Here is a 12069-nt window from a genome sequence, read left to right on the forward strand (position 1 = left end):
GTTTCGCACTCTTTAGAGCCGCGTTAAAAACCCGATGCAGCCGCACGACCATACCTACCAAAACAAACCAGTCCCTTTTTGACAGGTTTTGACGATGTCCGCGCAAGCAGGTATTATCGAACAGGTATTCGATAAGAACATGTGTTTGATGGGAGGGCACGCGTGGAACACGAGCAGCATACCTATATCTGCATCGACCTTAAGACGTTCTACGCCAGCGTCGAGTGTGTCGACCGCGGGCTCGACCCACTCACCACGTGCCTGGTCGTTGCCGACGAATCGCGCGGACGCACGACCATCTGTCTTGCCATCACGCAGGCCATGAAAGACCTCGGGATACACAACCGCTGCCGTCTGTTCGAGATTCCCGACGGCATCGACTACATCAAGGCCGTACCGCGCATGCAGCACTACATGGAGGTGTCGGCGAAAATCTACGGCATCTATCTGGAATACGTGAGCCCGCAAGACATTCACGTCTATTCAATCGACGAGTGCTTTATCGACGTGACGCCCTATCTAGACCTCTACCACACCGATGCCGAAGGGTTCGCCTGCATGTTGCGCGACGAGGTCCTCGCGCGCACCGGCATCACGGCCACCGTCGGTATCGGCCCCAACCTATTCCAGGCTAAGGTGGCGCTCGATATTACCGCAAAGCACGTACCAAGCCGCATCGGCATACTCGATAACGAAACCTTTCGCAAGGAGATCTGGCCGCATCGACCCATCACCGATATCTGGGGTATCGGCCCCGGCGTGGCGGCCCGGCTCGAAAAGTACGGCGTCTACGACCTGATGGGCGTAGCCGCGCTCGACGAAAACCTGCTTTACGATGAACTCGGCGTCAATGCCGAATATCTCATCGACCACGCCTTCGGGCGCGAGCCGACAACCATCGCCGATATCCAAGCCTATCGCCCGCAGGCAACCTCCACCACCACAGGACAGGTGCTCTCAAAGGGCTATGCCTACGAGCAGGCCTACACCGTCTTGCGCGAGATGGTCGACAACGCCGTACTGGACTTGGTCGATAAGCACGTGGTGTGTGACAGCATCTCGCTCTTCGTGGGCTACGCGAGCGAGCGAGCCGACATACGCCGACTCGATGCCAGCGGCACGGCGCAATATGTAGACGGATGCGGACACCTGCGCTCGAGCACGTCAGGTATCGAGCCTACCGCGACCGCCGGCCCCGAACTCGCGCCCCGTGCGCCCAAGCCCGTCCAGCGCGATGACGAACGGCGTCGCCTGGTGCGCGAGGCGCAGGCAATCGACGGCATCTTTGTGGGGGAACACGGCGGCAAACCGCGCGGTGGCTATGCCGCACTCTTCGCGCACTCCAACGCCTCGCGAAAACTGCCCGAGCGCACCAATTCATTTAAGAAGATCATGGGTTACTTCGATGAGCTCTGGGCGCAGACTGTCGACCCCAAACGACCGATCAAGCGCATCAACCTGGGCTTTGGCAATCTCATGCCCGAGGAATTCGCTACCGTCGATCTGTTCAGCGACGTCGAGGCCGACGAGCGCGAACGCGATCTGGCGCGCGCCGTGTTGGCCGTGAAAGGCAAGTACGGCAAGAACGCCCTGGTCAAAGGATTGAGCTTTACCGCCGGCGCCACCGCACGCGAGCGCAACGATCAGGTAGGAGGACATCGTGCCTAAGCCCCAACAACAACCGATGCGGCCGCCGACACCATTTGAGCGCCTGGCGGACCCCGAGGGAAGACGTCGTTCCGCCGACCCCAAACTCACCGCCAACGGCGCCGTTCGCGCCGGGCGCGCCGCGCAGTTTATGCCCTTCGCCGCTCTCACGGGATACTACGAGCTCGTACGCAAGCAAGAAATCACTGTCGAGCCCAAATGCGAACTCACGGAAGAAAAAGCCCTCGAGCTTTCGAAAAAGCTCGAGGGCCTCAAACGCGGCGACTTGGTTCGCGTCACCTATTACGATACGTACGGTTATCGTAGCCGTACCGGCATTCTCGATGAAGTGCTCCCCGCATTCAAGCTGCTCAAACTTAAGGATATCGCCATTAACTTCGACGATATCCAAGACGTGGAGCTGCGCGGCCGAGCCCAATCGAACGCCTCGGCCTCGATGCGAGCGACTAGAGCCTCATGACGTAATAACCCGCGCCCCTTACCACGGCCTCAAGCGTCTCGCGGCCAATCGGATACTTCGAGCGCACGCGCGCTGTGTGGTCCGCAAACGTCACCGTTGCCCACACGCCATGCAGCGCATTAAGGGCATTCTCAACGTTGTGCGCGCAGCCATCACAACTCATGCCGCCAATGAGCAGCTCATCGCAGTAGGGGTAGTGAGATTTGTCGGTATCGGCCACCACGGCCCTTTTAACTTTTTTGCCACTCGAACCATCGCTGCAGCAGCTTTTGCCGCGCGTCGATGCGACAATGCGGCGCAGTCCAAAGAACATACCGACGGCAATTACGGCCAGTACGATGATATTCGCAGGGTTAAGCAGATCTTCCATGCGCTCCCCTTTCCTCGTAGCTCATTCAGAGATACCCGCGTGAGGTGTCACCATCCTACCCCAAGCTCATGTCAGTTCAATCAAATAGTTTCGTATTTCTTACTTTTTAGTTGACCTAGGCTTACTTTCGTGTATAAGTTTTCCTTGTTTAACAAGTGAGGACTCAAAAGGGGAACCATGACTCGAACCATAGACATCCCAACGTTTCAGGCAGCGGTCGTGCGCAACTGCTCCCCCACGCTCGCGGGCATTAAACCAGCATCGCTTTTTACCTATCCCGGCATCTATGCCCATCAGGATGGCTCGAGTGCGACCGCGCCGATCGCCGATCGACGCGAACGCCTGCTCAACGTCATCGCCCAGTGCAACCACGAACTCGACCCGCTCGGCATCCACCTGAGTGTTTTGGTCTGGCGTCCCTGCGGGGCGCTTGTGTACGCATATCGGCCCCATAGCCTCGCCACATACCTTGCGGGCCCGCGCGCCAAAACGGCGCTCGCCAAGGAGGGCTACAACACCGACAATCTGCCGATATGTCTCGCGCACCTGGCATCACGCATCGCGCTCGCGAGCACTAACGCCGCGGAATGCGCCTGCGACCAGGCACGGTGCGCATTGGACCATCAAGCCCGCTGCAATAACAGCTGCTCCTGTGAGTTCCCCCACGAAATTGGCTACTTTTTGGGATACCCCTACGACGACGTCCATCAGTTCATCGTCCAGCATGGCGAAAACTATAAGGTCTTTGGCGCATGGAAGGTATACACAAACGTTGAGCAGGCGCTCACGACCTTCGATTCCTATCGCGCATGCACGCAATACCTTACCTACATCTATCAACAGGGCTGCACCCTGGGACAACTTGTCCAGGCAACCCGATAGAGCATACAAAACACGGCCGCACGCCGCACAACCGAAAGGAAAACATATGAGCAAGATCGCCGTCGTCTACTGGAGCGGTACGGGCAACACCGAGGCCATGGCAAACTTCGTTGCCGAGGGCGCAACCGGTGCCGGCGCCGAGGCAGAGGTCATCTCCTGCGCCGACTTCTCCGCAGACAAGGCCGCCAGCTATGACGCCTTCGCCTTCGGCTGCCCCGCCATGGGCTCCGAAGAGCTTGAGTACGACGAGTTCCAGCCGGTGTGGGACGAAGTCAAGGAAATTCTCGGCGACAAGAAGGTCGTCCTCTTTGGCTCTTATTCGTGGGCCGAGGGCGAATGGATGGACAACTGGAAGGCAGACGCCGACGAGGCGGGTGTCAACGTCGTCGATTCCGCAATCTGCTTCGACGCCCCCGATGACGAGGGCGAGGCCGCCTGTCGCGCCCTTGGAGCCGAGCTGGCTTAACACGCCACAGGCCGACAAAGCCGAGTCATGACAATACGCATACGTGTCCTAACAAAAACGGGGACTGAATCCACATCCAGCCCCCGTTTCCTGTAACGAAAATTGCGTTTAACCGACTACGAGATATTGCCCAAAAACGCCTTAGTGCGCTCGCTCTTGGGATGGTCGAAGACCTCACTCGGCGTGCCCTCTTCCACGATAACGCCGCCGTCCATAAAGACGACGCGATCGGCAACGTCGCGGGCAAAGCCCATCTCGTGCGTCACGACGATCATGGTCATGCCGTCGCGGGCCAGGTCGCGCATAACGCCCAATACGTCGCGGACAAGCTCGGGGTCGAGTGCCGACGTCGCCTCGTCAAAGAGCATCACGTGCGGGTTCATCGACAGGGCGCGGGCGATGGCAACGCGCTGCTGCTGACCGCCCGACAGCTGGCTCGGCATAAAGTCGATGCGCTCGGCAAGACCGACCTTGGTCAACTCTTCGATGGCGATCTTCTCGGCCTCTTCCTTACTGCGCTTGAGCACCTTTTGCTGCGCAAGCATGACGTTCTTTTTGACCGACAGGTGCGGGAACAGATTGAACTGCTGAAACACCATGCCCAAGTGCGTGCGTACCTTATTGAGGTCGACGCCCTTGGCACACACATCCACGCCCTCAACGACAATCGAGCCGCTCGTGGGATGCTCCAGGCGATTGATGCAGCGAAGCATCGTCGACTTACCCGAGCCCGAGGGGCCCAGGACCACGACGACCTCACCCTTGTGCACATCCAGATCGATGTCGCGCAGGACCACGTTATCGCCAAAGGCCTTCTGGAGATTCTTGATGCTGACGACGACCTCGTTCGAGTTATTGGTTTCGCTCATGATAGGACCTCCTTACAGACCGGCGATGTGATCGGCGGGCGTCGCGACGACCTGTCCGGCGCTCTTGGCGGGACGCTTCTTCTTGACTTCGGCCGTACCCAAAAGCCTCGCCTCAAGACCGCTCACCAAGCGGGCAAGCGGCAGGGTGATGACCAGATAGAACAGGGCGGCAACCACATACGGCGTAATGGATCCCGTCGTAGCCACGATGGTGCGGGCGTTCATGACGATCTCGACCACGCCCACGGCGGCAAGCAGCGACGTATCCTTGTAAAGCAGGATAAACTCGCTGGTCAGCGTAGGCAGGACATTGCGGAACGTCTGCGGAATCATAACGTAGAGCAACGTCTGGAAGGCATTCATGCCCAGCGAGCGAGCAGCCTCGTTTTGACCCTTGGGGATCGACTGAATACCGGCACGGAAGATCTCGCACAGGTACGCAGACGAGTTCATGGCCATGACGATGACGCCCAGGGCATAATCATCTACCTTGACGCCGGCCAGCGGCAGGCCAAAGAACGCGATATAGATCTGCAGGAACGCCGGCGTACCGCGGATGATATTCACGTAGATGCCGGCAAGGCAACGCAGGATGCGCGACTTGGAGATGCGCATGAGCGACAGGGCGAAGCCAAAGGGAATTGCCAACGGAAACGCCACAAGCACGATCGAGAGCGACATGAGGAAGCCCTTAAAGACGATCGGCAGGCTCTGGACCAAAATGACCGGGTTCAGGAACAGGCGCAGGAACATATTGGAGTTCCAAGCCTCGACCCACGGCTGCTCTTTAAGGTCGGCCAGGAAGTTATCGAAAGCCGTCACACTCTTGATCTCCACCGAGGACATCTTGGAAATCTTCTTGGTTGAGCCGTCGGCCAGGGTATAGGTTCCGCTAAAGGCCTCGTCGCCGCCCTCGAGGGGGAAGGTCACGCCGTACACCTCGACACGGAAAAAGCCGCCGGCAGGCGCCGTCTCGCCAAAGTCGACCTTGAGCGTCTGGCCATCCGCCTTGCACGTGGGCTTCATGGGGGTACGGTCCATAAGGTCCTCGCCCGAAAGCATCGTCAGGCGCGTATCGTCGGCACTAAACGTCGTGCCATCGACAAACGTCAGCGAAAGACCGCTCAGCTCCTCGTCGGCATCGGCCTGGACTTCCCAGGTAATGCGCGTCTCGGTGCCGCCGACCACATCGCTGCCCGAGCCGGTGTTGGGTCGGGCAGTGATCTTTGCGGTCTCAAGCGCCTGGGCGGTCGAGGGTGCATATGTCCCCGCACACACCAGCGCGAGCGCCACGGCCATGGCGCAGGCTAGCTTTTGGAGCAAGGCGGACCGTGGAGAACGCTGCTCCGCGGTCCCTTTGTTCAATCGAGACAAGGTGGCTCCTATCGTAGAAGTTGCCTGCAAAACAAGACGGAAACGCTCTCCGTCGAGAGAAGCGCAAAGGCCCTCTCCGCAAAACGGAAAGGGCCCGCACGCAATCAAGCATTAATTTACTTGATGTTGTACTTAGCCATGAGGGCGTCAACGGTACCGTCATCGGTCAGGTCCTTGATGGCCTGGTTGATGTCGTCCTTGAGCTTGGTGTTGCCCTGATTGACGGCGATGGCGTACTCCTCGCCAGTGCTGATCTGCTTGATGGTCTGGCAGGTGTTGAACTGCTCGGCGGTCAGCTGGCTGGCGACGGAGCGGTTGGTGACTACGGCATCGCCCTTATCAGACTGCAGGGCGCTGAAGCACTCGGTGGCGTCCTTGTAGGGAACAATCTTGGCCTTGGGGAAGTTCTCCTGGGCAAAGGCCTCGGCGGTCGAGCCGGACTGGACGATGATGGTAGCGTCGGCGTTGTTGAGCTTCTCGCTGTAGTTATCGGCCGTAATGTCGGTGTTATCGACCTTGGTCACGATAGCCTGGTCATCCATGTAGTAGGAGTCGGAGAAAGCGACTTCCTTCTCACGCTCGGGTGTGTCAGTGATAGCCGCAATGGCGACGTCGTACTTGGCGCCCGAAGCAACGCCGGGGACGAGCGTGTCGAAGTCGTTGTTGACGTACTCGACATCCAGGCCCAGCTTGTCGGCGATAGCCTTGATGAGCTCAAGGTCAAAGCCCTGATAGTCGCCGTTGTCGTCCTTATACTCAAACGGAGCGTATTCGGCAGAGGTGCCGACGGTCAGCGTGCCGTCCTTGACGAGCGCATACTCCTTGGAGCCGTCGACCTTCTCGACCTTCGCGTTGTCAGGGCTGCTGGAACCGGCATCGGAACCAGAGGTGGCGTTGGACGAACCACAGCCCGTCAGTGCAAGAGCGAGCGCCATGGCGCCCGTGGCTGCAAACGCGCCAAGCTTCTTGAGCTTCATAATCAGTCTCCTTCCAGTGACCCCGTTTGATTCAGAGGTCTGCAAAAACTGTTGGCTATTATGCACCCGCTTGTAGGAATCTGCAATGAGAAAACTGATTGAAACAAGCCCATAACGTGAATGAAACACCCACTTTGTGGCTGTTAATTACTGTGCAAAGACCTTAAGAGTTTTATTTCAGCCGCATAACCTGCAAGTTCGTTCGGTGTCTCCAAAATGAAAGGCAACGCACGCAGACGGTCATTCGATACAATATTCTGCATAACCTGCATACCGCCGCCAAGCTCCTCGCTACCAAGGTAGCCCTTACCGATGCACTCGTGACGATCTTTATGGGCGCCACAGGGGTTCTTCGAATCGTTGATGTGTACGGCACGCAAGCGGTCGATACCCACCACGCGGTCGAACTCGTCGAGTACGCCGTCCAGATCATGGATGATGTCGTAGCCGGCATCGCTCACATGGCAGGTGTCTAGGCAAACGCCCAACTTGACCGACAGCTCGGGGCGTTTGCCGGCAACGCCCTGGATGATGAGCGCCAGCTCCTCAAAGCTACGGCCCACCTCGGTACCCTTTCCCGCCATGGTCTCGAGCAGCACCGTCGTCTGCTGCCCCTCAAACATCACCTGACACAAGGTGTCGACGATCATCTGAATGCCGGCATCAGTCCCCTGCCCCACATGCGCGCCGGGGTGGAAGTTGTAGTAGTTGCCGGGCAGCGCTTCCAGGCGCTGCAAGTCCTCGGCCATTGCCTCCAAGGCAAACTCGCGCGCCCGCTCTTTGGCAGAACAGGGGTTATAGGTATACGGGGCGTGTGCCACGAGCGGACCAAAATCGTTTTGCTCCATAAGCTCGCGCAGGGCTGCCACGTCATCCATGTCAAGGTCTTTCGCCTTGCCGCCGCGCGGGTTGCGCGTAAAGAATGCAAAGGTATTGGCGCCAATGGACAGCGCCGTCTCCCCCATTGCCCGATAGCCCTTCGTCGTGGATAGGTGACACCCGATCGTCAGCATCCCCAGCTCCCCCTCATCAGTTGCGGTGAAATACGGTCTATTGATGCCTTATTTTGGCGCAAACAGACCGTATTCCACCGCACGTTATAAAAGGGTCATGAGGAGCGCGTTTTGCCGAAGGCCCTAAGCGCCGCCGTCACGGGGCCGGGCTGAAAACGGCGGCGTACGGCGTCCAAGCGCCCGGGGATATCGATGTGCTGCGGACAATGCCGCGCGCATTTGCCGCATTTGACGCAATTGCTCACCAACTTGGGCTCGCTTGTGCGCACCGCGCTCGCCGTAAAGTACTGCGATAGACCCGTAAACCAGCTGTGCGCATAGCTTGCGTTGTAGGCGGCAAAACATCCAGGGATATTGATGCCTTTAGGACACGGCATGCAATAGCCACATCCCGTGCAGGGCACGCGATTCGATTTTTCAAACTCCGTCAGCACGTGCGCGATGGCATCGAGCTGAGTAGCTGTCATCGAATCCGGCAGGGCCCGATCGGCCAACGCCGCGTTCTCATCCACCTGCGCGGTATCGGTCATACCCGATAGCAGCATCGTCACCTGAGGATGGTTCCACACCCACGAAAGCCCCCAGGCGGCAGGGGTGCGCAAATGCGGATCACGGACGCTCTCGAGCACAGCGCGGGCCCGCGGCGGCAGCTTGCCCGCCAGACGCCCGCCTAGCAGCGGCTCCATCACAAACACCGCGAGCCCGCGCTCCGCAGCCGCCATGAGTCCTGCCGTTCCCGCTTGGTAGCGCTCGCCGGCATAGTTGTACTGTATCTGGCAAAAATCCCAATCGTATGCGTCGAGCATCGTCAAGAAATCCGCCGCGCTGCCGTGATACGAAAAACCAATCTGGCGAATGCGCCCCGACGCCTTTTGGCGCGCGATCCAATCCTCGACGCCCAACGCCACCACACGTTCCCACTGGACGGGCGAGGTGATGTTATGCATAAGGTAATAGTCGATATGGTCGGTCCGCAGACGACGCAGCTGCTCGTCAAAGAAACGGTCGAAATCCCCGGTGCATGCACACGAAGCGTGCGGCAGCTTGGTCGCCAGCAGCACCTGGTCACGCAGCCCCAAACGCTCAAGCGAAGCGCCCACGCATGTCTCGTTGCCGGGATAGAGATATGCGGTATCCAGGTAATTAATCCCCTGCCCCACCGCACGGGAAATGATGGCGTCGGCCGCCTTCACGTCCGGATGACCCGGTGCACCGGGAAATCTCATACAGCCCAGACCGAGAGCGGATAATCGGTTACCACTTTTGGGGTCAACGCGGTATTGCACAGACCCTCCCTTCGCCATAAGCGCCCCGGCAAGGAGAAACACAATGGTCACGCAGCCGAAACATCGTGGAATCGCAATCGAGAACGTATCGTAACGCAGCAGAAATCGAGCCGTCACGGCACCGCTTTAACATCAGCAAAAAGCCCGATGAAAGGAGCCGGGCGTGACCACGCGCGAGGACGCCTACCCTTACCCGGGCGAGCAATACATCCTTTCGGTCGACCGTTACCAAATCGAGGTCATGGATCATCTGGATGAGCTTCCCGCCACGGGTGCTGTCATCTTCTGCACCTTCCCCAAAGTGCGTGATGGCGTCGGATACCCCGCACGCGTCTTTGCGGTCTGCCCCGCGTCATAAGTTCCCGTGTTCCCATGCGTTCGTTCTTCTAAATACCGCTATCCGGCGCACACAACATACCCCGACAGCATACAATCCATCAGGCGCCCCGTACGTGGGCGCCTTTTTATGGGGAGATGATTCATATGCAGATCAACAAGGTCGCCTTCATCGGCAAGGGCGGTGTCGGCCTACTCTACGGCAGCATGATCGCCCAAGCGCTCGGCAACGACGCTGTTGAATATGTCATGGACGACGCACGCTTTGAGCGCCACGCGGGCGATGCGCTCAATATCAACGGCAAGCCCTGCGCGCTCAAGTCCGTCCGCGCGAGCGAAGCGACGCCCGTCGACCTGGTCATTCTCACTGTCAAGACAACCGGGCTCGATATGGCACTCAAAACCATGGAAAGCGTCGTGGGTCCCGACACGCTGATTGCGTCACTGTGCAACGGCATCACGAGCGAACAAAAGATTGCCGAGCGCTTTGGCTGGGAACACACCGTCCTGGGTATCTGCCAGGGCATGGACGCCGTGTTCCTCAACGGAGAGCTCACCTTTACCAACACTGGTGAAATCCGCTTTGGCGCGGCGGCCGGCACGGATCCCGCAACCGTTGCCGCCATCGACGAGCTCTACACGCGTTGCAGTATCGCCCACACCGTCGAGCACGACATATCACATCGTATGTGGGCCAAGCTCATGCTGAACGACGGCATCAACCAAACCTGCATGGCCTACGGCGGCACCTACGGAAGCGCCACGGAGCAGGGATCCGAGCAGCTCCGCAGTTTTGTCTCCGCCATGCGCGAGACGCTTGCGGTCGCCAACGCCGAGGGCATCGAGCTCACCGAAGCGGATCTGACGCAGATGGTGCACCTCATCGAAGGGCTCGATCCCGTCGGCATGCCCTCGATGGCACAGGACCGCATCGCACGACGCAAGACCGAGGTCGAGGAGTTTGCGGGTACCATCTGTCACCTCGCGGCCAAGCATGATATCCAAGTGCCGCAAAACGAATGGCTCTATTCGCGCATCCGCGAAATCGAGGCCAGCTGGTAGCGCTCGACATACCGCAGCCAACAGACTCAACGGCAAAACCGCCGCAAGGGACATTCCACTTGCGGCGGTTTCCTGCTTCATCTATAGCTAAAACCAGCTTCACGGCTGTTAGAGTTGCGAGCCCCGCATCTCGTCCTCATCCTCACGGCAAAGGACGACGCCGGCGCTTCCCAGCGCAGCGACAGCAATCAGGGCCCCCACAACGATAGGAGCAGCTCCGCACAAGCCCTGCATGCCCGCGACAAGCGCGGCTGTAGGACCAAGACAACCCAGCGCAAGTGCAACGGCGGCAATAGCGATATCTCGAGCGTTCATGAGACCACTTCCTCCACGGGAAAGACCTTGCTTCTCATGACTTAGTGTGCCCCGCTCCCATATGCGCGGTGTACTGCCACGGTAAGCGCTCTGTTAACTCAAGCACGCACAAAAAAACGGGCGTCCTTACGTTGCCCTAAAGCTCGGTAAAGACGCCCATCCGCCAAATATCCGTGATGCAGAATAATTACCAACCGGTGTAGTAGTCGGTGGTTCCGGCAGCGCAGCCGGAGTCATAGACCTTGCAATCACCCTTGGAGCCCGTAAAGGTCGAGCCCTGGGCCATATCGCCCGCGGCAACAACGTAATAGCCGTCGGAATCGCGCCAAAAGCCCTCAGAATCCTGAGTCCATTCGCCCGTGCGATAGTGATAAAGCACGTTGCTGCTGTAATAGGTCTCACGACGCCCGTTGTAGTTATTTACACCCGCAGAGCGCGTCAGGCCCGATCCGTTCGCGTAGGACGCGGCAGACGCGTAGGACGGATTGTAACCGGCGTTGTAGTACGAAGCCTGGGCGACCTCGGCAGCCTCGGCTTCGGCCGCGGCAGCCTCGAGCGCTTCGCACTTGGCATCCTCAAGCGCAGTGCGCAGCTCATCGAGCTCGGTCGACCTGGCGTCGACCTCCCCCATCGTCAAAAGGCTACCCGCACCGTCGATGCAACCCTGCAGCACAGCGCGCTCGTCATCGGTAGCATAGTCGCCATACATATTCATAATGATCTGAGCGCGCATCTCCAAGGAATCGCGCTTGGCCTCCATCGAGGCGTTCCACTCCTGCATAGAGCCATAACCATCGCCGCGATAGTCAACGGGCTGTACCAGTGTCGTCTCGGACGGCGTAGATCCAACCGTATCGGACAGTGTTGCGGCGTGGGCATCGGTTGCGCCGGCGCCCACCAAAAGTGCCACGGTCAGAGCGGCGGAAAGGGCGGCGGCTTTCGGTTTTCGTGAATCGATCCTCATGTAGCTGGAAACCTCCGTAGTGCGTTT

The 12069-nt window shown here is 58.9% G+C and carries 14 protein-coding genes; 6 read left to right on the plus strand and 8 right to left on the minus strand.

Annotation, left to right across the window (positions count from 1 at the left end):
- Window positions 1-162: 162 nt before the first annotated feature.
- Together DWX25_RS05795 and DWX25_RS05800 are read left to right on the plus strand one after the other, a co-directional pair.
- Entirely contained in the window at window positions 163-1668 is a 1506-nt protein-coding gene (locus DWX25_RS05795) for a DNA repair protein (protein WP_233502232.1), read from the plus strand.
- Window positions 1661-2128 carry a hypothetical protein gene (locus tag DWX25_RS05800; protein ID WP_233502234.1) on the plus strand — a complete coding sequence of 156 codons (468 nt, stop codon included), beginning with the start codon at window positions 1661-1663 and terminating at the stop codon, window positions 2126-2128. Before DWX25_RS05795 ends, DWX25_RS05800 begins: the two co-directional genes overlap by 8 nt.
- Here the strand turns inward: DWX25_RS05800 and DWX25_RS05805 are convergent.
- The gene (locus DWX25_RS05805) at window positions 2115-2498 is read right to left on the minus strand and encodes a heavy-metal-associated domain-containing protein (protein ID WP_117735304.1); all 384 of its coding nucleotides are present in this window, start codon (window positions 2496-2498) and stop codon (window positions 2115-2117) included. The two genes, DWX25_RS05800 and DWX25_RS05805, sit on opposite strands and share 14 nt — an antisense overlap.
- Window positions 2499-2675: 177 nt before the next feature.
- Here DWX25_RS05805 and DWX25_RS05810 point away from each other — a divergent pair, with 177 nt between their 5' ends.
- The gene (locus tag DWX25_RS05810; protein ID WP_117735305.1) at window positions 2676-3380 is read left to right on the plus strand and encodes a DUF3793 family protein; all 705 of its coding nucleotides are present in this window, start codon (window positions 2676-2678) and stop codon (window positions 3378-3380) included.
- Window positions 3381-3426: 46 nt separating this feature from the next.
- Window positions 3427-3846: a flavodoxin gene (locus tag DWX25_RS05815; protein WP_117735306.1), complete on the plus strand. Its 420-nt coding sequence runs from the start codon at window positions 3427-3429 to the stop codon at window positions 3844-3846.
- A 116-nt stretch (window positions 3847-3962) separates the two neighbouring features.
- Here the strand turns inward: DWX25_RS05815 and DWX25_RS05820 are convergent, their stop codons facing one another.
- The 5 genes from DWX25_RS05820 to DWX25_RS05840 form a co-directional block, all read right to left on the minus strand.
- Window positions 3963-4715 (minus strand): amino acid ABC transporter ATP-binding protein, encoded by a 753-nt coding sequence (locus DWX25_RS05820; RefSeq protein WP_117629740.1) that lies wholly within the window; start codon window positions 4713-4715, stop codon window positions 3963-3965.
- A 12-nt stretch (window positions 4716-4727) separates the two neighbouring features.
- Entirely contained in the window at window positions 4728-6038 is a 1311-nt protein-coding gene (locus DWX25_RS05825; RefSeq protein ID WP_117799029.1) for an ABC transporter permease subunit, read from the minus strand.
- Window positions 6039-6205: 167 nt separating this feature from the next.
- Window positions 6206-7066 carry an ABC transporter substrate-binding protein gene (locus DWX25_RS05830; RefSeq protein WP_117794482.1) on the minus strand — a complete coding sequence of 287 codons (861 nt, stop codon included), beginning with the start codon at window positions 7064-7066 and terminating at the stop codon, window positions 6206-6208.
- 143 nt (window positions 7067-7209) lie between these two features.
- Window positions 7210-8079 carry a deoxyribonuclease IV gene (locus tag DWX25_RS05835; protein ID WP_117799028.1) on the minus strand — a complete coding sequence of 290 codons (870 nt, stop codon included), beginning with the start codon at window positions 8077-8079 and terminating at the stop codon, window positions 7210-7212.
- Window positions 8080-8174: 95 nt separating this feature from the next.
- Window positions 8175-9383 carry an aldo/keto reductase gene (locus DWX25_RS05840; protein ID WP_255412950.1) on the minus strand — a complete coding sequence of 403 codons (1209 nt, stop codon included), beginning with the start codon at window positions 9381-9383 and terminating at the stop codon, window positions 8175-8177.
- Window positions 9384-9528: 145 nt separating this feature from the next.
- Between DWX25_RS05840 and DWX25_RS05845 the strand changes: the two genes are divergently transcribed.
- Both DWX25_RS05845 and DWX25_RS05850 read left to right on the plus strand, forming a co-directional pair.
- The gene (locus DWX25_RS05845; protein ID WP_117735311.1) at window positions 9529-9723 is read left to right on the plus strand and encodes a hypothetical protein; all 195 of its coding nucleotides are present in this window, start codon (window positions 9529-9531) and stop codon (window positions 9721-9723) included.
- A 125-nt stretch (window positions 9724-9848) separates the two neighbouring features.
- Window positions 9849-10763 (plus strand): ketopantoate reductase family protein, encoded by a 915-nt coding sequence (locus tag DWX25_RS05850; RefSeq protein ID WP_233505228.1) that lies wholly within the window; start codon window positions 9849-9851, stop codon window positions 10761-10763.
- 108 nt (window positions 10764-10871) lie between these two features.
- Here the strand turns inward: DWX25_RS05850 and DWX25_RS05855 are convergent, their stop codons facing one another.
- Together DWX25_RS05855 and DWX25_RS05860 are read right to left on the minus strand one after the other, a co-directional pair.
- Window positions 10872-11078, minus strand: coding sequence for a hypothetical protein (locus DWX25_RS05855; protein ID WP_117735313.1), 207 nt, complete (start codon window positions 11076-11078; stop codon window positions 10872-10874).
- Between the two features lie 187 nt (window positions 11079-11265).
- Window positions 11266-12042, minus strand: a complete 777-nt coding sequence (locus tag DWX25_RS05860; RefSeq protein WP_117799026.1) for a hypothetical protein — start codon at window positions 12040-12042, stop codon at window positions 11266-11268.
- Window positions 12043-12069 lie beyond the last annotated feature (27 nt).

The sequence above is a fragment of the Collinsella sp. AF18-8LB genome, assembly GCF_003459795.1.
Lineage (GTDB): Bacteria > Actinomycetota > Coriobacteriia > Coriobacteriales > Coriobacteriaceae > Collinsella.

Bases quoted from the DNA above. Each gene is read 5' to 3' on its own strand.
- DWX25_RS05805 (WP_117735304.1), bottom strand. From the start codon at position 2,498: ATGGAAGATCTGCTTAACCCTGCGAATATCATCGTACTGGCCGTAATT.
- DWX25_RS05835 (WP_117799028.1), bottom strand. From the start codon at position 8,079: ATGCTGACGATCGGGTGTCACCTATCCACGACGAAGGGCTATCGGGCA.
- DWX25_RS05820 (WP_117629740.1), bottom strand. From the start codon at position 4,715: ATGAGCGAAACCAATAACTCGAACGAGGTCGTCGTCAGCATCAAGAAT.
- DWX25_RS05855 (WP_117735313.1), bottom strand. From the start codon at position 11,078: ATGAACGCTCGAGATATCGCTATTGCCGCCGTTGCACTTGCGCTGGGT.
- DWX25_RS05815 (WP_117735306.1), top strand. From the start codon at position 3,427: ATGAGCAAGATCGCCGTCGTCTACTGGAGCGGTACGGGCAACACCGAG.
- DWX25_RS05830 (WP_117794482.1), bottom strand. From the start codon at position 7,066: ATGAAGCTCAAGAAGCTTGGCGCGTTTGCAGCCACGGGCGCCATGGCG.
- DWX25_RS05840 (WP_255412950.1), bottom strand. From the start codon at position 9,383: ATGGCGAAGGGAGGGTCTGTGCAATACCGCGTTGACCCCAAAAGTGGT.
- DWX25_RS05810 (WP_117735305.1), top strand. From the start codon at position 2,676: ATGACTCGAACCATAGACATCCCAACGTTTCAGGCAGCGGTCGTGCGC.
- DWX25_RS05860 (WP_117799026.1), bottom strand. From the start codon at position 12,042: ATGAGGATCGATTCACGAAAACCGAAAGCCGCCGCCCTTTCCGCCGCT.
- DWX25_RS05850 (WP_233505228.1), top strand. From the start codon at position 9,849: ATGCAGATCAACAAGGTCGCCTTCATCGGCAAGGGCGGTGTCGGCCTA.